This is a genomic window from Blautia massiliensis (ex Durand et al. 2017) (genome assembly GCF_001487165.1).
Lineage (GTDB): Bacteria > Bacillota > Clostridia > Lachnospirales > Lachnospiraceae > Blautia_A > Blautia_A fusiformis.
The window spans coordinates 547,121-572,561 of record NZ_LN913006.1; the positions used below are offsets into that span (position 1 = coordinate 547,121).

Consider the following 25,441-nt stretch of genomic DNA (forward strand, 5'->3'; position numbering starts at 1 on the left):
CAGATATTCTGCTGCAGCTTTTTGTCTGAAGAGAGATGAATCAATTCCGGAGATAGTTTCGCATACTGCGAAGAGCATGTTTTTCCAGTCGGCTGACCTGAGCCTGGGAGATACCAATCTCATCAGCTACCTCCATTTGGGTTTTTCCCTCGTAGAAGCGGAGATCGATAATGTGACGTTCACGCTCTCCAAGCCGGTTCATGGCATCTCGAAGAGAAATATCCTCCACCCAGTTTTCTTCCAGGTTCTTTTTATCACTGATCTGATCCATAACATATAGGGTATCTCCGCCTTCGGAATACACGGGCTCAAAAAGGCTTACCGGGCTCTGGATCGCATCCATGGCATAGACGATCATTTCCTTGTCGATACCGATCTCATCAGCGATTTCTGCAATGGTAGGCTCTTTGAGATGCTGCCGCATATAGTTTTCCCGGGTATAGATGGTTTTGTAAGCGATATCCCGCAGAGAACGGCTGACCCGTATGCTGTTGTTATCACGGAGATATCTTCGGATCTCTCCGATGATCATGGGAACTGCATAGGTGGAAAATTTTACCTGAAGAGTGGTGTCGAAATTATCGATCGCTTTGATCAGGCCGATGCAGCCGATCTGAAAAAGGTCATCCGGATTTTCACTGCTGTTCTGAAAACGCCGGATCACGCTTAAAACAAGCCGCAGATTGCCTTTGATGTACAATTCCCTGGCTTCTTCATCGCCAGCTTTGATTCTTTTAAAGAGCTCCGCCTTTTCTTCCTGATCGAGAATGGGAAGGGTTGAGGTATTTACTCCGCAGATTTCAACTTTATTCAGTGCCATCTTAGAATCCTCCTTGTCTTGTCAGTACATTAAGATGATTCTCAGAGGGCGGCTGAAATATACTTTTTCAGGGAAAATATAAAAAATAAAGGGCCTTGACAATAAGGAGGTATTTATTCTCCGGACAGCAGTTTTTCATTACGGAAATCAACAAGGATGATATCTTCGCCGATCTGGCGGATGCAGTCCCATGGAATGGAATATTCATTTTCTTTGGAAAAACACCAGCAAAATTTTCCAGGTTCCGGCATGATCAGGGCTTTCAGACGTGCGGTTTCACAGCAGAATTCCACATCAAGAGGGCAGCCAAGACTGCGGCAGGTATGGATATTGATCACTTCTTTTTGTTTCAGCTCACAGATGCGCATAAATTCATCACCTGGTATGATTTTATGGAAAATCTGTAAAATTTATGCAAGTCCGATTATTGACACATTATGTGCATTTATTTTATAATAAAAACGAATTTAGTAATGATTTACTGATCCGGAAAGGGGGAGAGTTCCGTGAGATGTCCGTTCTGTAACCAGGATAATACAAGAGTTGTAGATTCCAGACCTGTAGAGGATACCAATTCCATCCGCCGCCGCCGTCTCTGTGATGCCTGCGGAAAGCGTTTTACAACTTATGAGAAGGTGGAAACGATTCCGCTGACTGTGATCAAGAAGGATCAGAACCGGGAAAGCTATAAACGTTCCAAGATCCAGGATGGTGTTCTTCGTGCCTGCTATAAGCGCCCCATTCCCATTGAGAGAGTGGAAGAGATGATCGATTCCATAGAAGGAGATATTTTCCGGTCAGAAGACCGTGAGATCAGCAGTACCAAGATCGGAGAGATCGTTATGGAGCATCTGAAGGATCTGGATGCGGTGGCGTATGTACGCTTTGCGTCTGTATACAGAGAGTTTAAAGATGTCAGTACCTTTATGGATGAGCTGAAGAAGCTGATCAATTAAGAGATTAAATGAATAGACCGCAAATGCAGGAGATTTCAGGCCGATTGTCAAAAGACAACCGGCCTTTTTTGAAACATGAATGTTCGATTTTTCAGAGATCGTAAAAGTGGATACAAAAAAACAGGAACCGCCTGGGAAAAATCCTCTGCGGTCCCTGCTATAAATATACATTAATGATTCAGGAAACTTAATTAAACAATACCCTGAGCTTTCATAGCGTCAACAACTTTTTCGAAGCCGGCGATGTTTGCACCTACAACATAGTTGTCTTCCATACCGTAACGTTTAGCAGCGTCATCAGCTTTGTGGAAGATATCGATCATGATGTTGTGGAGTTTCTCATCAACCTCTTCTCTTGTCCAGGAAAGTCTCATGGAGTTCTGGCTCATCTCAAGTGCAGATGTGGCAACACCGCCAGCGTTTGCGGCTTTACCAGGCATGAAGAGAACACCGTTCTCCTGAAGGTATGTTGTTGCATCAAGAGTAGTAGGCATGTTTGCACCTTCAACGACGTATTTGCAGCCATTTGCAACCAGTGTTTTAGCTCCGTCAAGACCAAGCTCGTTCTGAGTAGCGCATGGAAGGTAGATATCACATTTGATATTCCAGATGCCAAGTCCCTCAGTGTAGGTAGCACCCTCAACACGGTCTGCATATTCTTTGATACGTCCACGTTTTACTTCTTTGATATCCTTTACGACGTCAAGGTTGATTCCGTTCGGATCGTAGACATATCCGTTGGAGTCGTTCATTGCAACAACCTTGGCACCAAGCTGAGTAGCTTTCTCAACAGCGTAAATAGCTACATTACCGGAACCTGTTACAACGATTGTTTTTCCTTCTACAGAATCATTGTGAGCTTTGGCGATCTCGTTGAGCATGTATACAACACCGTAACCGGTAGCCTCTGTACGGATCAGGGAACCTCCGAAGGAAAGACCCTTTCCTGTAAGGACACCCTCATAAAGGCCACGGATTCTCTTATACTGTCCGAAGAGATAACCGATCTCACGTCCGCCGACACCGATGTCACCAGCCGGAACATCTGTATCTGCGCCGATATATTTGCAAAGCTCTGTCATAAAGCTCTGGCAGAATGCCATAACCTCTCTGTCAGATTTACCCTTAGGATCGAAGTTGGAGCCACCTTTTCCACCGCCGATCGGAAGGCCTGTAAGAGAGTTTTTAAAGGTCTGCTCAAAACCAAGGAATTTCAGGATACCCTGATTTACAGAAGGATGGAATCTTAAGCCGCCTTTGTATGGTCCGATGGCGCTGTTGAACTGAACACGATATCCCTTGTTAACCTGTACAGTTCCGTTATCATCGATCCACGGTACTTTGAAGGAGATGATCCTCTCTGGCTCTACAAGACGCTCAAGGATGGAAAGTTTACGATACTCTTCCTCATTTTTGTCAATTACGACTTTAAGGGAATCGAGAACTTCCTTAACTGCCTGATGGAATTCTGGCTCGCCAGGATTCTGTGCTACAACTCTTTCATAAACTTCTTCTGTGTAAGACATTGTTGTTTCCTCCTCATCACATATTAAATTGCGTTGAAAACTAAATTCGAGTGCTATTATACATTAACATGCTAAAAAAGGGAAGTGCTAAATTTGATTTTTTTAAATTTTTATTTCTTGCGTTGAAAGCCTAAATGTGAGATGATATAGAATAAATATTTTTTGACTATGAAATTAAAATGGTTAAATAATAGTGAAAATTAGAAGAGGAGTGGTTTTTATGAGAACATTCGGGAAATCATCAAAGCTTGACAACGTGCTGTACGATGTGCGCGGACCGGTTGTGGATGAGGCTGCCAGAATGGAAGAAGATGGAATGGAGATTCTGAAGCTGAATATTGGTAATCCGTATCCATTTGGGTTTTCAGCACCTCAGGAAGTGATCCTGGATATGCTGAGTAATGTTCGTACTTCCCAGGGATATTCCGATTCCAAGGGCATTTTTTCTGCAAGAAAAGCGATCATGCAGTATGCACAGCTTCGCGGGATCCCGGGAGTTACCATTAATGATATTTATACGGGAAATGGTGTCAGTGAACTGATCAACCTCTGTATGCAGGCGCTGCTTGATAACGGGGATGAGATCCTGATCCCGGCTCCGGATTATCCGCTGTGGACAGCTACTGCAACACTGGCAGGCGGAAATGTAGTTCATTATATCTGTGACGAACAGTCTGACTGGTATCCGGATATTGAGGATATCAAGAGCAAGATCACACCAAGGACCAAGGCGATCGTTATCATCAATCCCAATAACCCTACAGGTGCAGTATATCCGAAGGAGATCCTGGAACAGATTGCAGACATTGCAAGAGAAAATGAGCTGATCATCTTTTCTGATGAGATCTATGACCGTCTTGTTATGGATGGATATAAACATACATCGATTGCATCCCTTGCACCCGATGTGTTCTGTGTAACATTTTCAGGATTGTCCAAGTCTCATATGATCGCAGGTTTCCGCATCGGATGGATGATTTTAAGTGGTGCAAAAAGTAAGGCGAAGGGTTATATAGAGGGAATCAATATGCTCTCTTCCATGCGTCTCTGTTCAAATGTTCCGGCACAGTCCATTGTACAGACTGCACTTGGCGGATATCAGAGTGTCAATGAATATACGCAGCCGGGCGGACGTGTTTATGAGCAGAGAGACTTTATTTACAAGGCACTGAATGATATTCCGGGAATTTCCGTTGTAAAACCACATGCGGCATTTTATATATTCCCGAAGATCGATACTGAGAAATTCAATATTTTCAATGATGAACAGTTTGCTTTGGATTTTCTTCATGAGAAACAGGTGCTTGTTGTTCCGGGCAAGGGATTCAACTGGAACCAGCCGGATCACTTCCGTATTGTTTATCTGCCGGATATCCGCCAGCTTGACAAGGCAATGAAGAAGATGAAAGAGTTCTTTGCTACATATAAGCAGGGCTGATCGCAGATAGACAAGAAGAGATTTGCGATCCGCATTCGCTGCCTGCTCATAACCGATAAACTGTAAAGCAGGTATTCGGTTATATTTTCGGCATAGACCGGAACCGAAAAAAATGTTATAATATATCTGAAATATCCCGGCCAGCTACGCCGGGATATACAAATAAGACCAGAATTGCTTGAGAGGGGAATGAGGAGGGACCGTTATCGAACAGCAATAAAACAGAAATCGAAAGGGGAAATAACTGATGAGCAAATTCAACATGAAAGTGACACCTGAGATTGAGAAACTTACCCAGATCTGTCGTGAGAATGACAAACTGGATCTGTCTTTATATGGTAAATACGATGTCAAGCGAGGCTTGCGTGACCTGAATGGAAAGGGTGTCCTTGCAGGACTGACCCAGATCTCCAATGTCCAGGCAACGAAGATCGTGGACGGAAAAGAGGTTCCCTGCGCAGGTAAGCTTTCTTATCGCGGGTATGACATTAAGGATCTGACAAATGGTTTTATCAATGACCGGCGCTTCGGCTTTGAGGAAGTAACCTATCTGCTTCTTTTCGGAAAGCTTCCGGATCAGGAAGAACTGAATGGATTTTCCGGGATTCTTGCGAACCAGCGTATGCTTCCGCGGAATTTTGTAAGGGATGTCATTATGAAGGCACCATCCAGAGATATTATGAACGCTCTGTCAAGAAGCGTGCTGACACTTTATTCCTACGACAAAGACCCGGATAATATTGAACTGGAGAATGTGCTCCGTCAGTGTATCAACCTGATCAGTGTTTTCCCGCTGTTATCTGTTTATGCATATCAGGCCTATAACCACTATGAGAGAGGCGAGAGTCTTTATATCCATCAGCCTAAAAAGGAGCTTTCCACAGCTGAGAATATCCTGCGTCTGTTAAGACCGGATAAGAAGTATACGGCACTGGAGGCAGAGATCCTTGATATTGCTCTGATCCTTCATATGGAGCATGGCGGTGGTAATAACTCTACTTTTACTACACATGTGGTTTCCTCTTCCGGGACAGATACGTATTCTGCGATCGCGGCAGCACTAGGTTCTCTGAAAGGCCCGAAACACGGCGGTGCCAACATCAAAGTCGTAAAAATGTTTAACGATATGCGTAAACACGTACATGACTACAGTGATGAAGAGGAGATCAGTGCATACCTTAAGAAGCTTCTTCATAAAGAGGCCTTTGATAAACGTGGACTGATCTATGGTATGGGACATGCGATCTATTCTGTTTCAGATCCACGTGCAGAAGTCTTTAAAGGCTATGTGGAACAGCTTGCAAGAGAAAAGGGCAGAATGAAGGATTATCAGCTGTATGCTGCAGTAGAGCGTCTTGCACCAAAGGTTATCGCAGAGGAGCGTAAGATCTATAAGGGTGTCAGTGCCAATGTGGATTTTTACAGCGGATTTGTTTACAGCATGCTGGATCTGCCGCTGGAGCTTTACACACCGATGTTTGCTATTGCACGTATCGTAGGCTGGAGCGCACATCGTATGGAAGAGCTTATCAATGTGGATAAGATCATCCGTCCCGCATATAAGAATGTCCTTCCGGAAGCAGAGTATATTCCTCTTTGCGAGCGATAGGAAAGGACTGAGGTGGAATAGATGTTCAGATGCTTTTTTCCGGATGAATATCTGGATTCTGCGTATGGGATCGATTATGAGAAGCTTTACAGAGAAGGATACAGAGGGCTGCTCTTTGATATCGATAATACCATTGTTCCCCACGGGGCACCGGCAGATGACCGGGCAAAGAAACTGTTTGAAAAGCTGAGGACTCTCGGGTTTCGATACTGTTTTGTATCCAATAACCAGAAACCTCGTGTGGAGCCCTTTGCCAAAGCAGTAGAGGGGGATTTTATAGAAAATGCCCATAAACCGGCTGTGAAAAATTATAAAAAAGCCTGCCAGGTGATCGGAATCGATCTTGACAGGACGATCTTTATAGGAGATCAGTTGTTTACGGATATTTATGGAGCAAAGAGAGCAGGGATCCGGACGATCCTTGTGAAACCGATTCATCCAAAAGAGGAGATCCAGATCGTACTGAAGCGATATCTGGAAAAAATAGTATTACATTTTTACCAAAAAGAGGAGGGAAAGAATTCATGAACCATATTGTAATCATCGGCTTTATGGGTTCAGGAAAGACACGAGTTGGAAAGAGACTGGCGAAGGACCTGGGGCTTCCGTTTATTGACGTGGACAGACTGATCGTGAAAAAAATGAACATGTCAGTAAAGGAGGTATTTGAACGCTTTGGAGAAGCATTTTACCGTGCGCTGGAGACTATGGCAGTCAAGGAACTGTCCACAGACAGCGAACGGAAGGTAATCTCTGTAAGTGCGGGATTGCCTCTTCAGGAGCAGAACCAGAAATATCTCCAGAGTATGGGAACGATCATCTATCTGAAGGGATCTGCTGCAACGTTGATCAAACGTCTGGAAGGAAGTAACAATCCCACATTGGAAGGAACTGAGAATAAAGAAGAGAAGATCAAGAAACTTCTGAAACAGAGAGATCCGGTTTATGAGAAGTTTGCGGACATTAAAGTTGTCACAGGAGTGAAGCCTTTTGATGAGCTGATCGCAGAAATTGAAGAAAAATTGAAGGCTTAAACAAAAAAACAGTTGAAAAATGGCAAAAGGTATTATAGAATAATCCATAGCGAAAAAGAACCGCATATATTAAGGAGGAAATATTTATGATTTCAGCAGGTGATTTCAAAAATGGTATCACACTTGAAATTGATGGAAACGTATGTCAGATCGTTGAATTCCAGCATGTAAAACCAGGAAAAGGCGCAGCCTTTGTAAGAACAAAATACAAGAACATTATCACAGGCTCTGTAGTAGAGAAATCCTTCCGTCCTACAGAGAAATTCCCGGCAGCACGTATTGAGCGTGTAGATATGCAGTATCTGTATCAGGATGGTGGTTTATACTACTTCATGAATACAGAGACATATGATCAGGTTGGTCTTACAGAGGAGCAGGTTGGCGATTCTCTGAAATTTGTTAAGGATAATGAGATGGTTAAGGTTTGCTCTCATAACGGAGAGGTATTCGCAATCGAGCCACCTCTTTTTGTAGAGCTTGAGGTTATTGAGACAGAGCCAGGATTCGCAGGAAATACAGCACAGGGTGCTACCAAACCGGCAACTGTTGAGACAGGTGCACAGGTTCAGGTTCCTCTGTTCGTAAACCAGGGCGACAAACTGAAGATCGATACAAGAACAGGTGAGTATCTCTCACGTGTATAATGCAGCAAAAAACCCGCGTAAGCGGGTTTTTTTGTGCCATAAAATTAAAAGATCATTTTGATAGTATTTAAAATACCAAAGTTTGAATGCATATTCCAGACTGTACAGGTAAGAAAAACTGTACAGTCTGGACTTTTTTTGAAATATCCTTGACACGAAAAATCATTCTGGTATAATTAAACCCAGTCAAAAAACTGACTAAGAAGTTCGTCTGTCCACCAGAGATGACCGGAAATGATCCTGTCACAGAAGTCTTTTAAGGGCTTGTACTGGTTTCGACGGGGGCTTTGAAGTTAGGGAAGCCATCCGCAGACTCCTGGACTGCGTACCAACCGGGAACTAAATATAAACGCAGACGAAAAGTTAGCGTTAGCAGCCTAAGCTGCTCGTCAGCCCCGTTGCACTCACACATCGGGAATCTGGCGTCGACCATGTGAGAAACCTTGCCGGGTAAGCTTTGCCCCGGTAGATGTATCATGAAGCTACTGAAGCAGTAAGCCTGTCGGTGGGCGTACTGCTGAGGGAATGTTAAATCAGCGACTGTGATGGGAGATGCCTTAAGGGATAGGCTTTCGGACAGGGGTTCGATTCCCCTCAGGTCCATTTATGGAACGTCCCGGAAAGACAGCATTTATGCGGCTTTCCGGGAATTTTTTTTACTTTCTTTATTACTCGTGGATATCAGGAAATTCTTCGCAGATACAGAAAGCGATGGTGATAGAATGAAAAAAACTCTGCTTAACAGAAAAAAGCAGAATAAGAAATCTGATTATTATGATTATAATCTGGTAGCTGTTATTGTACTGCTGGTGTGCTTTGGACTGGTCATGCTTTACAGCACCAGTTCATATATGGCAGAAGTGAATTATGGCAACGATATGTTTTATTTTAAGAAACAGGCACTGATCAGTGCAGCATGTCTGATCGGAGCGTTATTTATTTCAAAAATACTGGATTATCATATCCTTCTTCCTTTTACAACTGCGTTGTATGTGGCTTCGCTGATCTTTATGGGACTTGTGCGGACTCCGCTGGGACATTCCTCTCATGGTGCTACCAGATGGCTGTATATCGGACCGATCAACTTTCAGCCTGCCGAGCTGGCAAAGATCGCGGTTATTATCATGATGGCTTACATGATCGGAAAAATGGGACGAAAGGTGAAAACTTTAAAGAGCTGTATGATCCTGGGACTTCCGGGGGCAGGACTTGCGCTTGCGGCTTATATACTTACAGATAACCTGAGTACAGCCATGATCATTTTGGGAATAACAGTTGGAATGGTGTTTGTGGCACATCCGGATATGCGTCCGTTTATTGCTGTGGCAGCGGCAGGAGTGATCCTTATTGTGATCGGAGTACTTTTTCTGGTTGCGACGACCAAGAATAGTGACAGCTTCCGTGTTATGCGAGTACTTGTATGGCTTCAGCCTGAGAAATATTCCGATGAAGGCGGTTATCAGACGCTGCAGGCATTGTATGCCATTGGCTCCGGAGGGCTTTTTGGCCGCGGGCTTGGAAATAGTATCCAGAAGCTTGGAAGTGTTCCGGAAGCACAAAATGATATGATCTTTTCCATTATCTGTGAGGAGCTTGGAATTTTCGGAGGGATTTTTGTACTGATCCTGTTCGGATATCTTTTGTACAGGTTGTTTTTTATTGCGCAGAATGCACCGGATCTGTTTGGCTCACTGATCGTTACCGGGATTTTTATACATATTGCGCTGCAGGTGATCCTTAACATTGCTGTTGTATTGAATCTGATGCCCAATACAGGTGTTACCTTGCCCTTTATCAGTTACGGAGGAACGTCCATTGTGTTCCTGATGCTGGAGATGGCAATAGCTCTCAGCGTGGCCCGTCAGATAAAATTTCAAGAGTAAAATAGTTTTAAAATCAAAATATTTTTGCTCTGGAGCCATTTTTTGGGAAAATCCTCTTGACAACTGTTTTTGCAGACTATATACTTTGCTCAAAAAGAGGAAACAGATTCGATCTGTAATGATTAAAGGAGAAAAAAGACATGTTAGAAAAAATGAAAGAAATGCTTGCAGAGCAGTTAAATTGTGAGGCATCAACAATTACACCGGAGACATCTTTCAAGGATGATCTTGGAGCAGATTCTCTTGACCTGTTTGAGCTGGTTATGGCTCTTGAGGATGAGTACAATGTTGAGATCCCGGCAGAGGAGCTTACAGATCTGAACACAGTTGGAGATGTGATCGATTATCTTAAGAACAAAGGCGTAGAAGCATAAACAGGAATCAAGGATCCTCTGGGACGACGGTGTCTCAGAGGATTTTTTTTGTATATGCGAAGATACATGAGAGGGATGGCAGGGTATTCCGCCGGAAAACCTATGGACATTTTGAAGGATTTGGGTATATAATAGCACCTATAAAGAGAAACAACAAAAACGAGGAGAAAAGAAATGACAAAGATCAGAACAAGATTTGCACCGAGCCCTACAGGAAGAATGCATGTGGGTAATTTAAGAACAGCTCTTTATGCTTATTTGATCACAAAACATGAAGGCGGAGATTTTATCCTCCGTATTGAAGATACAGACCAGGAACGTTATGTGGAGGGAGCTGTAGATATCATCTACCGTACTCTTGAGAAAACAGGACTTCTCCATGATGAGGGACCGGACAAGGATGGCGGATTTGGCCCGTATGTACAGAGCGAGCGTCAGGCAACAGGCATGTATCTGAAATATGCCAAACAGCTTATTGAGCAGGGAGATGCATATTACTGCTTCTGCGGCAAGGAAGAACTGGAAAGCATGAAACGTACTGTTGCAGGTAAGGAGATCTCTATTTATGACAAGAGATGTCTCCATCTTTCCAAGGAAGAGGTTCAGCGCCGTCTGGATGCAGGTGAGCCGCATGTTATCCGCTTTAATATGCCAACAGAGGGAACCACTACATTCCATGATGTTATTTACGGAGATATCACCGTTAACAATGAGGAGATGGAGGATTTGATCCTGATCAAATCTGACGGTTATCCGACCTACAACTTCGCAAATGTAATTGATGATCACCTTATGGGAATCACACATGTTGTAAGAGGTAACGAATACCTTTCCTCTTCACCGAAGTATAATCGTATTTATGAGGCATTCGGATGGGAAATCCCGACCTATGTTCACTGTCCGCTGATCACAGACGAGACACATCAGAAGCTTTCCAAGAGATGTGGACATTCTTCCTATGAAGATCTGATCGATCAGGGATTTGTGACAGAGGCAGTGATCAACTATGTTGCACTCCTTGGATGGAGCCCGGCAGACAACCGTGAGATCTTTTCTCTTCCGGAGCTTGTGGAGGCATTTGATTATCATCATATCAACAAATCACCGGCAGTTTTTGACATTGCCAAGCTGAAATGGATGAATGGTGAGTATATCAAGAAGATGGATCCGGAGGCATTCTATGAGAGAGCACTTCCGTATCTGAAAGAAGTTCTGAAAAAAGACTTTGATCTTAAGAAGATCGCAGGAATGGCTCAGACCAGAATTGAAGTATTCCCGGATATTCCGGAGCTTGTAGATTTCTTTGAGGCAGTTCCGGAGTATGACAGTGCGATGTACCGCCACAAAAAGATGAAAACAACAGAGGAGACTTCTCTTGCAGTTCTCAAGGAAGTGCTTCCGGTACTGGAAGCACAGGAGGATTATACCAATGATCCGCTGTATGCATCTTTAAGCGCTTTTGTAAAGGAGCACGGATATAAGAATGGTTATGTTATGTGGCCGCTTCGTACAGCAGTATCCGGCAAGCAGATGACACCGGCCGGTGCAACAGAGATCATGGAGATCATTGGCAAGGAAGAGACACTGAAACGTGTACATGCAGCAATCGAAAAGCTTGAAAATAAATAAGAGTGTGATCGATAATCCAGTTATGAAACGAAATCCATCTCAGAAAAGGGCGATCGCCCACCTGTCAGGACCTATGATGGTTCTGGCAGGCCCCGGTTCGGGGAAAACTTCCGTCATAGTAGAAAGAACAGCACATATGATCCAGGAAGGGAAGATACCGGCTTCCTCTGTTCTTGTTGTGACTTTTTCCAGGGCAGCAGCAGTGGAAATGAAAGAACGGTTTCTGAAATTTACCGGTGTTCAGCGAACCGGCGTTACTTTCGGGACTTTTCACGGAGTGTTTTACGGGATCCTCAAACAGGCTTATGGTCTGAATGGAGGAAATATCCTGTCCGAAGAAGAAAAATATGCGATCTTAAGAGAACTGGTGGTAAACTGTGCTGCAGAACAGTCCCAGGAAGGGGATTTTGTGGAAGATATTGCCAAGGAGATCAGTGTTGTAAAGGGTGGAAGGATCGCTCTGGAGCATTATTATTCTTCCTGCTGCCCGGATGAAGTGTTCCGACAGATCTTTCAGGGATATCGAAAAGTCCTGAATGAAAGAAGAAAACTTGACTTTGATGATATGCTGTTGAGCTGTTATGAACTTCTGAAAAAACGAAAAGATATTCTGTCTGCATGGCAGAAAAAGTTTCACTATATTCTGGTGGATGAGTTTCAGGATATCAATCATCTTCAGTATGATATCGTGAAGATGCTGGCAGCACCGGAGAACAATCTGTTTGTGGTGGGAGATGATGATCAGTCTATCTATCATTTCCGTGGCGCTCGCCCGGAGATCATGCTGAATTTCCCGGAAGATTTTAAAAATGCGGAGACAGTGATCCTGAATATCAATTACCGGTGCAGTGGAAATATCCTGGATACAGCTATGAAGGTGATCAATTACAATGAAAACCGTTATGCAAAAAAACTTTCCACACCAAATGAACCGGGAGAGCCGGTGCAGATAAAAGAATTTCGAAATCCCAGAGACGAATATATGGCAGTTGCAAGCCTGTTGCGGAACCGGATGGAAGAAGGGGATAATATTGAAGATACAGCGCTGCTTTTCAGGACTAATCAGGAAACCGAAGGACTGGTCGCTGCGTTGATGGAGTATGGGGTTCCTTTCACTATGAAGGAAAAACTGCCCAACCTGTTCCGACACTGGATCTGCCGGAATATGATCGCTTATTTGAAAATGGCAGAAGGAGACCGGAGCCGCAGTACATTTCTGGAGATCATGAACCGGCCAAACCGATACATAGCCAGAGATGCTCTGACAGAAAAAAACGTTGATTTTAAAGCATTGGGAGAGTTTTACAAAGACAAAGACTGGATGTGTGACAGGATCACAACGATGGAGACACATCTTCGGATCTTAAAGACTATGGCCCCTTATGCAGCTATTAATTTTATCCGGAATGGCATGGGATACGAAGAATACTTGCAGGAATATGCAAGGTATCGTAAAATAAAACCGGAAGAGCTTATGGAAACCCTGAACCGGATCCATGAAAGTGCCAGAGGAATGAAAACATTGGAAGAATGGATGGCCTATATGGACGAGTATACCAGAAAGCTGGAAGAACAGGCGAAGAAACAGGATGTGAAACGGGAAGGAGTGGTGATATCCACTCTTCATGCGGTCAAAGGTCTGGAATATGACAATGTATATATCATGAATGTAAATGAAGGCAGCATGCCTTATCGGAAGGCAGTCCTGGAGGCACATCTGGAGGAAGAACGGAGGCTTTTCTACGTTGGTATGACACGGGCAAAGAAGAAACTCTGCCTGTATTATGTAAGACAGCAGTATGAGAAGGAACGGGAACCGTCCCGTTTTCTTGAGGAGGCCGGATTATGAATGGGATTATTTATTATACGAAGATCAGAGATGAATATAACAGCAAGAACATGGAGCATATGATCGGGGAAAAGCTTCTGGAAATCGGACTTGAGCGGGAATTTGGACGGAAGCTTGCTTTTGAGCCTCGGTCAAAGGGGGAACATGGGAAACCGTTTTTTACCCTGCTTCCAAGAATTCATTATAATATCACACATTCCGGAAAATATGTGATGTGTCTGTTTGCCGGAGAAGAGGTGGGCATTGATGTGCAGATCCACAAGAAGGTAAATTACGAACGGCTCCTTGAAAGAATGGTACCGGCAGATATGATACGGGAAATCCTGGATGCAGATGATATGGAGAAAGCCTTTTTTGCCCAGTGGGTTTTGAGAGAGGCATATATCAAATGGACCGGAGAGGGATTGTCCAGGGATCTGCGTACGATTTCCATGGATAAGGGAAATTACATAATGCTGGAGCTGGAACCGGGATACAGTGGTGCGATTTGGTCCAGGGACAGCCTGGAATTACGATTTGAATACGAAGACATCATTTTGAAATAGCAAATAGAGACGATAAAATGAACAAAGAGATGAAACACAGCTTCAGGATTTTCATTCTGAAGATCCTGGCAGTTGTTTTTGTGCTGTGCATATGTTATTTTTTATATGCATTTGTTTACCGTGCAAAAACTGAGCTGCCCACAAAAGCTGTGGTGACAAACCGAGGTGCTGCAGTGTATACACTGCGGGGACAGAAACAGATGCTTTCCCAGAAAGAGGATTTTTCTTATTTTGCCTTTGATGGGAGAGAAAAAGAGAAGGAATATGGAACATATGTCATTCCCGGGCTGAAGAATACCAGGACGCTGCTCACAAAAAAGGGTGCCACTCCTGCCATGTGTACATCCATGACGCCTCAGGGACTGGCGGTTACAGAGGATTATGTGCTGGTCAGCGCTTACTGCAGCACACAGAAACATAATTCGGTCATTTATGTGATCGATAAGGAAAATCATAATTTTATTAAAGAAGTGATACTGCCTGGGCAGCCTCATGTGGGAGGACTTGCCTATGACCCGGAGCATAAGTTATTATGGTATTCCTCCAATATCAACGGGATCGCACAGGCAGTGAGTATAAAGATGGATACAATAGAAGCCTACGATTATGATGACAGCCATCTGCCGGTGGATACTTTCCAGATAGTCAGTCTTTATGGGATCGTGAGAGATTCTTTTATGACCTTTTATGAGGGGTGTCTGTATGTAGGCTGCTTTGAAAAATATAACGAAAGTGTAATTGCACGATACGGAGTTGACGAAGAGGGAAAACTGATCAATACCATGGACGAGAAACTGGGCATGGATTTTGAAATGGCAGTTCCGTTGGATTATTCCACCATATCGGAGCAGGTTCAGGGAATTGCTTTTTATAATGATAAGCTTTTGATCTCTCATTCTTTTGGAATCCTGCCATCCAGGCTGGTGTTTTATGAACAATCCGATAAGCGTTTGTATGTAAACGAGAATTCTGCCAGAACTTATCGTTTTCCGGAACGACTGGAACAGATCGTGGTGGAGGGTGACAGTCTTTATGTGATGTTTGAATCCTGTGCCTATGCATACCGTGCGTCCTCCGTAAATATTGTGGATCGGGTCCTGAAGCTGAATCTTTCGAAGATGGAGACCTATGACGAAGAAGAAAGTCTTTTTTTTCTGTCGGAATAAAGAAAAAACGAGAGAGCATCAAAAAAGACAACAGGTACTAAATCCGGCATGTCCGCAATATATTTAAGTGTAAGAGGTGAAAACATGGACGCAAACCAGATCCAGAACCTGTTTGCCAGTAATGTCCGCCAGCTTCTGGTGGATGCAGACCTTGATTATGATAAATTATATGAGATACGTCTCCGCGTGGGAAGACCTCTGTTCCTCACTTATGATGGGGGAGAATGTTTCCTCCGGCAAAAAGATACAGAACCTTATCTGGTTACGCGGGAAGATCTTAAGGAAACACTGGAGTATGTCAGCGGCTATTCCCTGTATGCTTATGAAGATGAGATTCGCCAGGGGTTTTTGAGTGTACAGGGTGGGCACCGTGTAGGAGTTACCGGAAAGGTGATCCTGGACGGAAACCGTATCCGTGGGATGAAATATATTTCCTGCATCAATGTCCGTCTGGCACATGAAATCCAGGGATGTGCAGAAGAAGTGCTGCCATATATCCAGACAAGAGAGCAGATCATGCATACCTTGATCGTTTCTCCGCCCAGATGTGGGAAGACCACGCTTCTTCGGGATATCATCCGGCAGATGAGTAATGGATGGGGAAATATTTCCGGTGTTACGGTAGGAGTAGTCGATGAGCGCAGTGAGCTGGCCGGATGCTATCAGGGGATCCCTCAGAATGACCTTGGAATGCGTACGGATATCCTTGACGGCTGTCCGAAAGCAGAAGGGATGCAGATGCTGATCCGCTCAATGTCGCCGGTTGTGGTTGCTGTGGATGAACTTGGAAAAGAAGAAGATTTCAAGGCTGTGGAATCAGTTATCCACTGTGGATGTCGTCTGATCGCAACTGCACATGGAGCTTCCATGGAAGAAACATTATCCCAGCCGTTTTTCCGGAAATTGTGGGAAGCGCGGGTTTTCCAGAGATATATTTTTCTGGGAAAGCATGAACGTGCAGGAATCGTGGAAGGAATCTATGATGAAAATGGGAAATGCCTATGTACCGGATTGTAGGATGTATTCTGGTAGTGGCGGCAGGAGCCGGAATGGGATTTTCCGGAAGTATGAGACTTTCGGAGCAGATCCGTATACTGGAAAAACTGCTTCAGATGGTGATCTGCCTGAAAGGCGAGATCCGCTGCGGGAATGCATCACTGCCGGATGCTTTTTATGGAGCAGCAGGAAGAATGAATGGAAAATACAGAGAGTTTCTCATCAGTGCCGCGGACAGGATGAAAGCGGGAACAGGAGAAAAACTTTCACAGATATGCAGGGAATGTGCGGAAAGCGCCCTGAAAAAAAGCTGCCTTACCCATGGGGAAAAGGACGCTTTTTTTTCTTTCGGAGAATATCTGGGCTATATGGATCTGGAAATGCAGATGCGACAGCTTTCCCTGTATGAAAATAATTTGGAAGCAGAGATCTTGAAGCGGAAAGCGGAGGTTTCCGGAAAGAAAAAACTGTACCAGGGAATTGGGATTCTTGGAGGCCTGCTGCTTGCGGTTCTCCTGGTATAGTATTGTTTATCAGACAGTAGTAAGAAGGACAGGCTTTCAGAAGAAAAGGAGGGATCATTTGGAGGTCAGTATCATATTTAAGATCGGTGCAGTAGGGATCCTGGTCTCTGTTCTTTCTCAGATCCTGAAACATAGCGGAAGGGAGGAACAGGCTTTTCTGGTGAGTTTTTCAGGACTTCTTTTAGTACTGTTCTGGATCGTGCCGTATATTTATGAGCTTTTTAAAAATATCCAGCAGCTTTTTGTACTGTAGGGGAGGGAAAGAACCGTGGATATTCTGAAGATTTCTGTTCTGGGAACAGCGGGGGTTCTTCTGGGAATTCTTCTGAAAGACCGTGCGCCGGAGTATGTAAGCCTTGTTACGATGGGAATAGGTCTTGTGATACTGGGATTAGCGGTAGGGAAGATCAGCTATCTGTTCCAGTCCCTGGAGAGACTGAAACAGAGTCTCCCGATTGATGGAAGCTATATCACTACTTTGCTGAAGATGATCGGGATCACCTATATCGGACAATTTTCATCCGGTATATGCAGAGATGCAGGATATTCCTCCACTGGTGCACAGATCGAACTGTTCTGCCGGTTATCTGTAATGGTTTTAAGTATGCCGGTTCTTCTGGCACTGCTGGATACTATACAGGGATTTCTTGCATGAAAAGATATTGGTCAGAGATTTGTGCAGCCCTGTTTCTGGCTGTAGTTATAAACTGTTTTGGCGGTGTGATCGTTTATGCTTCTTCGGCGGAACAACAGATCACAGATCAGATGGAGCTTACCAACCTGCAGTCCATGGTAGATGAGATGCTTGGAGAAAAAACATTTTCTGTTACAGAAGCGTTTCACAGACTGTTGTCAGGGGAAGAGGTGCTTTCGGAGGAGAGTGTGCGGGAATTTTTGCACAGTCTCCTTTTTTATGGCATTGAAAGAGAAAAAGAGCTGATCGTGAAGTTACTGCTTCTGCTGTTGTTCGCTGCCGTTTTTTCCGGGTTTGCCGGTGCCTTTGATAACGGGCAGGTGGGAGAGATCAGTTTTTATGTGGTGTATCTTCTTGTTTTTACTCTTCTGATGAACAGTTTTTCCGGTTTGAGTGCATCACTGCTTTCAATACTTGCGTGGATCACGGAGTTTATGAAGGAACTCTCACCGGTGTATTTTATGGCAGTGGCAGCAGCGTCAGGTGCATCCAGTGCAGCTGCTTTTTATCAGGGAGTACTGCTTCTGGTGTGGCTTTTTCAATGGATCCTGGAACGAGTACTGCTTCCCGGAGTGAGTTTATATATTCTTCTGAGATTTGTAAATCATCTTTCCAGGGAAGAAATGCTGGGAAAAATGGCTGAGCTGATCGAGACGGTGATCTCCTGGGGGCTTCGGACATTACTTGGAGTGGCAGCAGGACTGCAGGTGGTGCGTGGGCTTGTAGCTCCGGTAATGGATTCTCTGAAGCGGAGTGCTGTGGGAAAAACTGCCGGTGCTCTTCCTGGGATCGGGAGCGCGGTAAATGCAGTTACGGAACTGGTCCTTACCACAGCTGTTCTTGTAAGAAACAGTCTGGGCATTGCGCTTTTACTGGTGATCCTGGCGGTGGGGGCGGGGCCATTGGTCCGATATGGACTTTTGTCACTGACTTATCGCTTTCTGGCGGCTGCGGCGCAGCCTGTATCAGACAAACGGCTGGTAGAAGCCTTTGGTACCATGGCAGAGGGATGTGCACTTCTGATGAGAATCCTGTTTACTGCGGAAATTTTATGTATGCTTACATTTCTGATCCTGATGGCAGGAGGAGGCTTGGGATGAGAACAGAACTTTATCAGTGGATGAAAAGCCTGGCTTTTTTTCATGTACTTACTACAGCACTTCTGCATATTCTGCCTGATAAGCGTTATGAGCAGTATATACGGCTGTTTATGGGGCTTCTGTTGGTGCTTTTGATCTGTACACCTATATTTGCCGTAGTGGGAAAAAGTGAAGAACTTCTGTCCGGATTCAGCAATAATTATGGGAGAGAAGAACAGGTACGTATGGAGACAGAAGCAGAAGGAATAAGGGAAACATTTCTTAAAGGAGCATATGAACAGGAGTTGAAGGATCAGGTTCAGGGTATCCTCAGGAAAGAAGGGGTTTTTTCGGCAAAAACAGAAGTAGATATGGAGAAAGAGCTTCAGCTGACCATAACACTTTATGGAACAGTCACAGAAAAACAGAGGGAGGCGGTGAAAAATGAGCTCGAAAGAATCTGCGGACTCAGGAAAGGACAGTATCAGATCCTGGCTTCTGAGGATGGGATGGAAGGAGTGGGGAGTTTTCCTTCTTCTGGGAATCCTTCTTCTGGTGGCAGGACTTCCGGTAACCCGAAAGAATAGTAAAACAGCAGAGGATCAGAATGCGGAGAAAACCCGCCTGGAGAGCCGCCTTGAGGAACTGCTTTCCAATGTGGAAGGAGTCGGAGAAGTGGAAGTGATCATTATGACCGGGGATGAGGGAAATACGGAAAACTTTTCCATAAGCAGCAAAAATGAAGTTACCGGTGTGCTGGTGGCGGCCCAGGGAGCAGGCAGCGCAGTGACAGTCCAGAATATTCAGCAGGCAATTATGGCATTATTTCAGATCGACGCTAATAAAATTAGAATAATGAAAATGAAATGAGGAGAGTAGAAGTGAAAAAGATCATGAAGAAAAATCAGGTAATCATCACCTCGCTGGCCATTCTCATTGCTGTGGCCGGATATCTGAATTTCGCAGATGTGGATCTGGGATTTAAGGATAAGGAGACGAGTACAGACAGCAGCAGTATCCTGGATGACGTGGATTATGACCTGACCGATGAAACAGCCCTTCTGGATGAGAACGGGGCAGATGGCACAACCCAGTCGGAGGTGATGGATACCGCATCCCCGGGCGAGGCCGTACTTACCGGTGCTTCGGATTTTGCAGCACAGGCAAAAGTCAGCAGGGAGCAGGTGCGTTCCCAGAACAAAGCGGACCTGCAGGCGATCATCAGTAATAAAGACATCAGCGAAGAGGAAAAACAGAATGCTATTAACACAATGGTTTCCATGACAGATCTTACAGAAAAAGAGGCGGCTGCAGAGCTTCTTCTGGAGGCGAAGGGCTTTGAAAATGTGATCGTAAATCTAACGGGTGAAACTGCGGATGTTGTGGTGCCGGATGCAGATCTGGAGGATGCAAAACGTGCACAGATCGAGGATATTGTAAAGAGGAAAACCGGTGTGGCAGCAGAGAGCATTGTGATCACGCCTCTGAGTCAAAGTAAAAATGCATCGGATGTCATAAATACTGCAGATGAAGCTGAAAAAAATACGGGAGGTGCAGAGGATAATGCGGAAAGTACAGGTGAGGAGGTGCAGGATACCGCTGCATCTGTGGAAAGCGATTCGGCGGATCAAACATCTGAGGACGCAGAGACGGCTGCAGATATCCAGAACGATCAGACTATTGATACAGAGGGAATTTACGACTGAATTGCCTTGACAGCAAAGCCTTGTCTATACTAGAATAGGAAAGGTTATAGTAAAATAGAGATATCAGAGAATATACAGGAGGCTCACGTGTCGAAGTATACGAAAGAAATAGAAAAAAGAAGAACATTTGCCATCATCTCTCATCCGGATGCTGGTAAAACAACATTAACAGAAAAATTTCTGCTGTATGGAGGGGCCATCAATCTGGCCGGAAGTGTAAAGGGTAAGGCTACGGCCCGCCATGCAGTATCAGACTGGATGGAGATCGAGAAGGAAAGAGGTATTTCCGTTACTTCATCCGTTCTTCAGTTCCATTATGACGGATATTGTATAAACATTCTGGATACACCTGGACATCAGGATTTCTCCGAGGATACCTACCGTACATTGATGGCTGCGGATTCAGCAGTTATGGTCATCGATGGATCCAAGGGTGTTGAGGCACAGACCCGTAAGCTTTTCAAGGTCTGTGTTATGAGACACATTCCGATCTTTACTTTTATCAATAAGATGGACAGAGATGCCAACGATACTTTTGATCTTTTGGATGAGATCGAAAAAGAGCTTGGTATTGCAACCTGTCCGATCAACTGGCCAATCGGTTCCGGTAAGAAATTCCGGGGTGTGTTTGATCGTAATACAAAGAAGATCCTTACCTTTTCCGATACACAGAAGGGCACCAAGGAAGGTGTGATAGAAGAGATTGATATTAATGATCCCCGTGCAGATGATGTCATGGATCCTGAGCAGAAAGAGCAGCTGATGGAAGAAATCGAGCTTCTGGATGGTGCAAGCGCGGAGTTTTCTCAGGAAGAGGTCAGCAAAGGACAGCTGACACCGGTATTTTTCGGTTCTGCTCTTACCAACTTTGGTGTGGAAACATTTCTGGAGCATTTCCTGAAGATGACCACTTCTCCGCTTCCGAGAACTGCAGACTGCGGACCGGTAGATCCTATGAGTGATGATTTTTCAGCCTTTGTATTTAAGATTCAGGCGAATATGAACAAGGCTCACAGAGACCGTATCGCATTTATGAGGATCTGTTCAGGCAAGTTTGATGCGACCAAAGAGGTTTATCATGTGCAGGGAGACAAGAAGATGCGACTTCTTCAGCCGCAGCAGATGATGGCAGAATCCCGTCATGTTGTGGAGGAGGCGTATGCAGGTGATATCATCGGTGTCTTTGACCCGGGTATTTTTTCTATTGGAGATACCATCTGCGCACCTGGAAAGAAATTTGCCTTTGAGGGGATCCCGACCTTCGCGCCGGAGCATTTCGCACGTGTGCGTCAGATCGATACCATGAAGAGAAAACAGTTTGTAAAAGGTATCAACCAGATCGCTCAGGAAGGTGCAATCCAGATATTCCAGGAGTTTAACACCGGTATGGAAGAGATCATTGTGGGTGTTGTAGGTATCCTGCAATTTGATGTCCTGAAATACCGTCTGGAGAATGAGTATAATGTAGATATCCGCCTGGAAACACTTCCATATGAGCATATCCGCTGGATTGCCAACAAGGAGACTGTAAAAGTAGACAAGATCGTGGGAACTTCTGATATGAAGAAAGTCACAGACCTTAAGGGAAATCCGTTGCTGCTCTTTGTCAATGCATGGAGTGTTGGCATGGTTGAGGACAGAAACCCTGATCTGGTACTGACAGAATTCAGTAAATAAGCCCTTTTATTTCATAACTTTTTTTGATATAATAGTATAAAATTACGAACAAAAATATTATATCCGTAGGAGGGTTTCCCATGGCAGAAAAAAGAACAACATATAAGATACAGGATTTGGGCGGAATCGGTGAAGTTCACATTGCAGATGAAGTTGTTGCGATCGTTGCAGGACTTGCAGCAACAGATGTGGATGGAGTTGCTTCCATGGCAGGAAATATCACCAATGAGCTGGTAAGTAAACTTGGAAAGAAGAATCTGTCCAAGGGCGTGAGAGTAACCATTCTGGAAGGAGTCGTTACCGTGGATCTGTCACTGAATATCGAGTATGGCAGAAACATTCTTGAGACAAGCAAGAAGGTTCAGGAGAAGGTTAAATCCGCTATTGAGAATATGACAGGACTTGAGGTTGCAGATGTAAATATTCATATTGCCAGCGTGGATATGGAGAACGAAAAAGGAAAGTAAACCTTTCCTTTTTTCCGTCTTAGGAGGAAATTATGAGAAGAAGAGAACAGAGAGAACATGTATTTAAACTTATGTTTATGACAGAGTTTAATTCAGAAGAAGAGATGACAGAACAGCTCTCTCTTTATTTTGAAGGTCTTGGAGAACTTTCAGAACAGGACCAGGAATATATGAAGAAGAAGTACGCACATGTGAAAGAACATCTGGAAGAGATCGATGCACAGCTGAACAGTGCAAGCCGTGGATGGAAGACAAAGCGTATGAGCCGTGTGGATCTTGCGGCACTTCGTCTGGCAGTATATGAGATGGAATATGATGCAGACGTACCGACAGGAGTAGCTATCAACGAAGCGGTAGAACTTGCCAAAAGATTTGGCGGAGATGCTTCCGGCTCCTTTGTAAATGGAGTACTGGGTAAGATCGCATCTGAGAAGGATGAGAAGAAAAACGAGGAGGAGACTGCTGATACAGAAGAGAAGGCAGCAGAAGCCCCGGAAGAGAACGCATGAGAAATGTCTATTCTGTCGGTCAGGTAAACCATTATGTCAAAAATATGTTTACCCAGGATTACTTTCTCCGGAAAGTCTATGTAAAGGGAGAGGTATCCAACTGTAAATACCATACCAGCGGACATATTTATTTTTCCCTGAAGGATGAAACAGGCACATTAAGCTGTGTGATGTTTGCGGGACACCGTAGGGGTCTTGCTTTTCGCATGAAGGACGGGGATAAGGTAGTTGCAGGCGGAATTGTAGACGTATATGAGAGAGACGGGCGTTATCAGCTTTATGCAAAAGAGATCACACTGGAGGGTGCTGGTGCCCTCTATGAGCGGTATCTGGCACTGAAACAGGAACTTGAGGATATGGGGATGTTTGCCCAGGAATATAAGCAGCCCATTCCTCATTTTATTCATACCCTTGGCGTGGTGACAGCACCTACTGGTGCAGCAGTACAGGATATCCGCAATATTGCAGGCAGAAGGAATCCATATCTGCAGGTGATCCTTTATCCGGCACTTGTGCAGGGAGAGGGAGCGGCGCAGAGTATCGTAAAGGGAATCCGGATGCTGGATGAAGCAGGGGTGGACGTGATCATCGTCGGCCGTGGAGGTGGCTCTATTGAAGATCTCTGGGCCTTTAACGAGGAGAGCGTTGCCCGTGCTATTTTTGAGTGCAGGACACCGGTGATCTCGGCAGTGGGACATGAGACGGATTTTACCATTGCGGATTTTGTAGCAGATCTGCGGGCACCTACACCATCTGCTGCAGCAGAGCTGGCAGTGGATGATTTTCGCAGTGTTCTGGAGAGCTTTCATATGTACGGAGACCGTCTGCAGCGTGCCATGAACAGTAAGACAGAACTTTTTGCCGCAAAACTTAAGGCCTATGAGAACAGATTCCAGTATCTGAGCCCGGAGTCCATGTTACGTGAAAAACGTCAGTATGCATCGGAGCTGGAGGAATGCCTGCGTTCTTCCATGGAACAAAAGCTTACAGAGAAAAGACATGAACTGGCAATATGGATCCAGCGGTTTGAGGGACTTTCTCCATTAAGAAAGCTAAATGGAGGATATGCATTTGTGTCCGACTTAGGCGGACATGCGGTGACAGAGATCAGTCAGATAAAAAAAGGTGACAGGATCTCCATTGCAGTAACCGATGGAGTCATAGAAGCAGTTGCGGATCGCATCAGGAAGGAAGAGCGATAATGGCAGAAGCAAAGAAAGAAGAGAAATCCATAGAAGATACTTTTGGGGAGCTTGATCTGCTTGCCCGGAAGCTGGAGGATAAAGAAACACCTCTTGAGGAGTCTTTCCGCCTCTACAGACAGGGAATGGAGCTCCTAAAGGATCTGAACGGAAGACTGGATACTGTAGAAAAAAAGATGCTTCAGATGAATGAGGATGGGACATTTCGTGAATTTTAAAGAAGAACTGAAAAGAAGAACAGAAGAAGCAGAACATGTGATCCGGGAATATCTTCCGGAAGAATCCGGTTTTGCAAAAACCATGGCAGAGGCCATGAATTACAGTATGACGGCAGGTGGAAAGAGACTTCGCCCGATCCTGATCAGGGAAACCTACGAGCTGTTTGGAGGAAAGGATAAGCTTTGTGAGCCTTTTATGGCGGCTATGGAGATGATCCATACACATTCGTTGATCCATGATGATCTCCCTGCACTGGATAACGATGATTACCGAAGGGGAAGGCTGACCACACATAAAGTATACGGAGAAGCCATGGGTGTTTTAAGCGGCGTGGCACTCCTTAACAGGGCTTACGAAGTGATGCTTTCCGCCTTTGATCTGACCGGGGATAAAGACCGTGTGATAGCCGCCATGCGGATCATTGCAGATAAGACCGGCATCAACGGTATGCTTGGTGGACAGAGTGTTGATGTGGAGAATGATGGGAAACCTCTGGAACACAAGATGCTGGATTATATTTACAAAAACAAGACCTCCGCATTGATCGAGGCTTCCATGATGACCGGTGCTGTGCTGGCAGGGGCATCTGAGAAAGAACTTAAGGTTGTGGAGCAGGCTGCAGAAAACATCGGGCTGGCTTTTCAGATCCAGGATGATATCCTTGATGTGACCAGTACCCAGGAGGAACTGGGAAAACCGATCCACAGTGATGAAAAAAACAACAAGGTTACCTATGTAAGCCTTGTTGGAGCCCCGGCAGCAGCCAGCAGGGTTAAAGAACTTTCTGACCATGCGGTAGAACTTTTAGACGACCTTGACAGGAAGAACGGATTTCTGGATCTTCTTGTGGAAAGTCTTGTCAGCCGCAGGAAATAGAAAGAACAAAGGAAGGGTA

At 44.7% G+C, this 25,441-nt stretch carries 28 protein-coding genes, 1 other RNA gene and 1 pseudogene; 27 read left to right on the forward strand and 3 right to left on the reverse strand.

Annotation, left to right across the window (positions count from 1 at the left end):
* Window positions 1-40: 40 nt before the first annotated feature.
* Both sigG and BN3261_RS03505 read right to left on the reverse strand, forming a co-directional pair.
* Complete coding sequence (gene sigG, locus BN3261_RS03500) at window positions 41-820, reverse strand: RNA polymerase sporulation sigma factor SigG (protein ID WP_059085475.1); 780 nt, start codon at window positions 818-820, stop codon at window positions 41-43.
* Window positions 821-933: 113 nt separating this feature from the next.
* Window positions 934-1,188, reverse strand: coding sequence for a YlmC/YmxH family sporulation protein (locus BN3261_RS03505; protein WP_015524424.1), 255 nt, complete (start codon window positions 1,186-1,188; stop codon window positions 934-936).
* Between the two features lie 138 nt (window positions 1,189-1,326).
* Between BN3261_RS03505 and nrdR the strand changes: the two genes are divergently transcribed.
* Window positions 1,327-1,776, forward strand: coding sequence for a transcriptional regulator NrdR (nrdR, locus tag BN3261_RS03510; RefSeq protein ID WP_021976805.1), 450 nt, complete (start codon window positions 1,327-1,329; stop codon window positions 1,774-1,776).
* A 191-nt stretch (window positions 1,777-1,967) separates the two neighbouring features.
* Here the strand turns inward: nrdR and gdhA are convergent, their stop codons facing one another.
* Entirely contained in the window at window positions 1,968-3,302 is a 1,335-nt protein-coding gene (gene gdhA, locus BN3261_RS03515; protein ID WP_015524425.1) for an NADP-specific glutamate dehydrogenase, read from the reverse strand.
* 220 nt (window positions 3,303-3,522) lie between these two features.
* On the opposite strand from gdhA, the gene BN3261_RS03520 reads away from it, so the two are divergent.
* From BN3261_RS03520 to BN3261_RS03645, 26 genes and pseudogenes are all read left to right on the forward strand, one after another.
* The gene (locus tag BN3261_RS03520) at window positions 3,523-4,740 is read left to right on the forward strand and encodes an aminotransferase class I/II-fold pyridoxal phosphate-dependent enzyme (RefSeq protein ID WP_015524426.1); all 1,218 of its coding nucleotides are present in this window, start codon (window positions 3,523-3,525) and stop codon (window positions 4,738-4,740) included.
* A 247-nt stretch (window positions 4,741-4,987) separates the two neighbouring features.
* Window positions 4,988-6,349, forward strand: coding sequence for a citrate/2-methylcitrate synthase (locus BN3261_RS03525; RefSeq protein ID WP_015524427.1), 1,362 nt, complete (start codon window positions 4,988-4,990; stop codon window positions 6,347-6,349).
* 21 nt (window positions 6,350-6,370) lie between these two features.
* A complete protein-coding gene (locus BN3261_RS03530) occupies window positions 6,371-6,877 on the forward strand; it encodes a YqeG family HAD IIIA-type phosphatase (protein WP_015524428.1) in 507 nt (168 codons plus the stop codon).
* The gene (locus BN3261_RS03535) at window positions 6,874-7,383 is read left to right on the forward strand and encodes a shikimate kinase (protein ID WP_015524429.1); all 510 of its coding nucleotides are present in this window, start codon (window positions 6,874-6,876) and stop codon (window positions 7,381-7,383) included. Before BN3261_RS03530 ends, BN3261_RS03535 begins: the two co-directional genes overlap by 4 nt.
* Before the next feature lie 86 nt (window positions 7,384-7,469).
* Window positions 7,470-8,027: an elongation factor P gene (gene efp, locus BN3261_RS03540; protein WP_015524430.1), complete on the forward strand. Its 558-nt coding sequence runs from the start codon at window positions 7,470-7,472 to the stop codon at window positions 8,025-8,027.
* A 260-nt stretch (window positions 8,028-8,287) separates the two neighbouring features.
* Window positions 8,288-8,633: a transfer-messenger RNA gene (gene ssrA / locus BN3261_RS17060) on the forward strand.
* A gap of 116 nt (window positions 8,634-8,749) precedes the next feature.
* Window positions 8,750-9,910, forward strand: a complete 1,161-nt coding sequence (locus tag BN3261_RS03550) for an FtsW/RodA/SpoVE family cell cycle protein (protein ID WP_044960979.1) — start codon at window positions 8,750-8,752, stop codon at window positions 9,908-9,910.
* Window positions 9,911-10,050: 140 nt separating this feature from the next.
* Window positions 10,051-10,284, forward strand: coding sequence for an acyl carrier protein (acpP, locus tag BN3261_RS03555; RefSeq protein ID WP_015524431.1), 234 nt, complete (start codon window positions 10,051-10,053; stop codon window positions 10,282-10,284).
* Window positions 10,285-10,458: 174 nt separating this feature from the next.
* A complete protein-coding gene (gene gltX / locus BN3261_RS03560) occupies window positions 10,459-11,913 on the forward strand; it encodes a glutamate--tRNA ligase (RefSeq protein ID WP_059085476.1) in 1,455 nt (484 codons plus the stop codon).
* A gap of 22 nt (window positions 11,914-11,935) precedes the next feature.
* Window positions 11,936-13,762 carry an ATP-dependent helicase gene (locus tag BN3261_RS03565; RefSeq protein WP_059086858.1) on the forward strand — a complete coding sequence of 609 codons (1,827 nt, stop codon included), beginning with the start codon at window positions 11,936-11,938 and terminating at the stop codon, window positions 13,760-13,762.
* Entirely contained in the window at window positions 13,759-14,307 is a 549-nt protein-coding gene (locus BN3261_RS03570) for a 4'-phosphopantetheinyl transferase family protein (protein WP_022426374.1), read from the forward strand. The genes BN3261_RS03565 and BN3261_RS03570 overlap by 4 nt, the downstream gene beginning before the upstream one ends.
* 17 nt (window positions 14,308-14,324) lie before the next feature.
* Window positions 14,325-15,473 carry a YncE family protein gene (locus BN3261_RS03575; RefSeq protein ID WP_059085477.1) on the forward strand — a complete coding sequence of 383 codons (1,149 nt, stop codon included), beginning with the start codon at window positions 14,325-14,327 and terminating at the stop codon, window positions 15,471-15,473.
* Between the two features lie 84 nt (window positions 15,474-15,557).
* A complete protein-coding gene (gene spoIIIAA / locus BN3261_RS03580; RefSeq protein ID WP_015524435.1) occupies window positions 15,558-16,490 on the forward strand; it encodes a stage III sporulation protein AA in 933 nt (310 codons plus the stop codon).
* Entirely contained in the window at window positions 16,475-16,993 is a 519-nt protein-coding gene (locus tag BN3261_RS03585; protein WP_021650701.1) for a stage III sporulation protein AB, read from the forward strand. Before spoIIIAA ends, BN3261_RS03585 begins: the two co-directional genes overlap by 16 nt.
* Before the next feature lie 58 nt (window positions 16,994-17,051).
* Complete coding sequence (gene spoIIIAC / locus BN3261_RS03590) at window positions 17,052-17,246, forward strand: stage III sporulation protein AC (RefSeq protein WP_021650700.1); 195 nt, start codon at window positions 17,052-17,054, stop codon at window positions 17,244-17,246.
* A 15-nt stretch (window positions 17,247-17,261) separates the two neighbouring features.
* Window positions 17,262-17,648 carry a SpoIIIAC/SpoIIIAD family protein gene (locus BN3261_RS03595; protein WP_022426372.1) on the forward strand — a complete coding sequence of 129 codons (387 nt, stop codon included), beginning with the start codon at window positions 17,262-17,264 and terminating at the stop codon, window positions 17,646-17,648.
* Entirely contained in the window at window positions 17,645-18,787 is a 1,143-nt protein-coding gene (locus BN3261_RS03600) for a stage III sporulation protein AE (protein WP_059085478.1), read from the forward strand. The genes BN3261_RS03595 and BN3261_RS03600 overlap by 4 nt, the downstream gene beginning before the upstream one ends.
* A complete protein-coding gene (locus BN3261_RS03605) occupies window positions 18,784-19,353 on the forward strand; it encodes a stage III sporulation protein AF (RefSeq protein WP_059085479.1) in 570 nt (189 codons plus the stop codon). Before BN3261_RS03600 ends, BN3261_RS03605 begins: the two co-directional genes overlap by 4 nt.
* Window positions 19,322-19,636 (forward strand): stage III sporulation protein AG, encoded by a 315-nt coding sequence (locus BN3261_RS03610; RefSeq protein ID WP_021650696.1) that lies wholly within the window; start codon window positions 19,322-19,324, stop codon window positions 19,634-19,636. The genes BN3261_RS03605 and BN3261_RS03610 overlap by 32 nt, the downstream gene beginning before the upstream one ends.
* An 11-nt stretch (window positions 19,637-19,647) precedes the next feature.
* Window positions 19,648-20,253 (forward strand): annotated as a pseudogene (locus tag BN3261_RS03615) (SpoIIIAH-like family protein); the annotation flags it as partial.
* Window positions 20,254-20,559: 306 nt separating this feature from the next.
* On the forward strand, window positions 20,560-22,149 hold the full coding sequence (locus BN3261_RS03620) for a peptide chain release factor 3 (RefSeq protein WP_059085481.1): 1,590 nt from the start codon (window positions 20,560-20,562) through the stop codon (window positions 22,147-22,149).
* Window positions 22,150-22,229: 80 nt separating this feature from the next.
* The gene (locus tag BN3261_RS03625) at window positions 22,230-22,616 is read left to right on the forward strand and encodes an Asp23/Gls24 family envelope stress response protein (protein WP_015524453.1); all 387 of its coding nucleotides are present in this window, start codon (window positions 22,230-22,232) and stop codon (window positions 22,614-22,616) included.
* A gap of 32 nt (window positions 22,617-22,648) precedes the next feature.
* A complete protein-coding gene (gene nusB, locus BN3261_RS03630) occupies window positions 22,649-23,125 on the forward strand; it encodes a transcription antitermination factor NusB (RefSeq protein ID WP_015524454.1) in 477 nt (158 codons plus the stop codon).
* Window positions 23,122-24,327, forward strand: a complete 1,206-nt coding sequence (gene xseA, locus BN3261_RS03635) for an exodeoxyribonuclease VII large subunit (protein ID WP_059085482.1) — start codon at window positions 23,122-23,124, stop codon at window positions 24,325-24,327. Before nusB ends, xseA begins: the two co-directional genes overlap by 4 nt.
* Window positions 24,327-24,545 carry an exodeoxyribonuclease VII small subunit gene (xseB, locus tag BN3261_RS03640; RefSeq protein ID WP_021650691.1) on the forward strand — a complete coding sequence of 73 codons (219 nt, stop codon included), beginning with the start codon at window positions 24,327-24,329 and terminating at the stop codon, window positions 24,543-24,545. Before xseA ends, xseB begins: the two co-directional genes overlap by 1 nt.
* Window positions 24,535-25,422: a polyprenyl synthetase family protein gene (locus tag BN3261_RS03645; RefSeq protein ID WP_059085483.1), complete on the forward strand. Its 888-nt coding sequence runs from the start codon at window positions 24,535-24,537 to the stop codon at window positions 25,420-25,422. The genes xseB and BN3261_RS03645 overlap by 11 nt, the downstream gene beginning before the upstream one ends.
* Window positions 25,423-25,441 lie beyond the last annotated feature (19 nt).

Coding starts and splice junctions, on each gene's coding strand:
- BN3261_RS03530 (WP_015524428.1), top strand. CDS start 6,371: ATGTTCAGATGCTTTTTTCCGGATGAATATCTGGATTCTGCGTATGGG.
- sigG (WP_059085475.1), bottom strand. CDS start 820: ATGGCACTGAATAAAGTTGAAATCTGCGGAGTAAATACCTCAACCCTT.
- BN3261_RS03570 (WP_022426374.1), top strand. CDS start 13,759: ATGAATGGGATTATTTATTATACGAAGATCAGAGATGAATATAACAGC.
- xseA (WP_059085482.1), top strand. CDS start 23,122: ATGAGAAATGTCTATTCTGTCGGTCAGGTAAACCATTATGTCAAAAAT.
- BN3261_RS03520 (WP_015524426.1), top strand. CDS start 3,523: ATGAGAACATTCGGGAAATCATCAAAGCTTGACAACGTGCTGTACGAT.
- BN3261_RS03525 (WP_015524427.1), top strand. CDS start 4,988: ATGAGCAAATTCAACATGAAAGTGACACCTGAGATTGAGAAACTTACC.
- xseB (WP_021650691.1), top strand. CDS start 24,327: ATGGCAGAAGCAAAGAAAGAAGAGAAATCCATAGAAGATACTTTTGGG.
- BN3261_RS03600 (WP_059085478.1), top strand. CDS start 17,645: ATGAAAAGATATTGGTCAGAGATTTGTGCAGCCCTGTTTCTGGCTGTA.
- BN3261_RS03585 (WP_021650701.1), top strand. CDS start 16,475: ATGTACCGGATTGTAGGATGTATTCTGGTAGTGGCGGCAGGAGCCGGA.
- BN3261_RS03605 (WP_059085479.1), top strand. CDS start 18,784: ATGAGAACAGAACTTTATCAGTGGATGAAAAGCCTGGCTTTTTTTCAT.
- BN3261_RS03505 (WP_015524424.1), bottom strand. CDS start 1,188: ATGCGCATCTGTGAGCTGAAACAAAAAGAAGTGATCAATATCCATACC.
- efp (WP_015524430.1), top strand. CDS start 7,470: ATGATTTCAGCAGGTGATTTCAAAAATGGTATCACACTTGAAATTGAT.
- BN3261_RS03535 (WP_015524429.1), top strand. CDS start 6,874: ATGAACCATATTGTAATCATCGGCTTTATGGGTTCAGGAAAGACACGA.
- BN3261_RS03565 (WP_059086858.1), top strand. CDS start 11,936: ATGAAACGAAATCCATCTCAGAAAAGGGCGATCGCCCACCTGTCAGGA.
- BN3261_RS03550 (WP_044960979.1), top strand. CDS start 8,750: ATGAAAAAAACTCTGCTTAACAGAAAAAAGCAGAATAAGAAATCTGAT.
- gltX (WP_059085476.1), top strand. CDS start 10,459: ATGACAAAGATCAGAACAAGATTTGCACCGAGCCCTACAGGAAGAATG.
- gdhA (WP_015524425.1), bottom strand. CDS start 3,302: ATGTCTTACACAGAAGAAGTTTATGAAAGAGTTGTAGCACAGAATCCT.
- BN3261_RS03625 (WP_015524453.1), top strand. CDS start 22,230: ATGGCAGAAAAAAGAACAACATATAAGATACAGGATTTGGGCGGAATC.
- BN3261_RS03575 (WP_059085477.1), top strand. CDS start 14,325: ATGAACAAAGAGATGAAACACAGCTTCAGGATTTTCATTCTGAAGATC.
- nusB (WP_015524454.1), top strand. CDS start 22,649: ATGAGAAGAAGAGAACAGAGAGAACATGTATTTAAACTTATGTTTATG.
- acpP (WP_015524431.1), top strand. CDS start 10,051: ATGTTAGAAAAAATGAAAGAAATGCTTGCAGAGCAGTTAAATTGTGAG.
- spoIIIAA (WP_015524435.1), top strand. CDS start 15,558: ATGGACGCAAACCAGATCCAGAACCTGTTTGCCAGTAATGTCCGCCAG.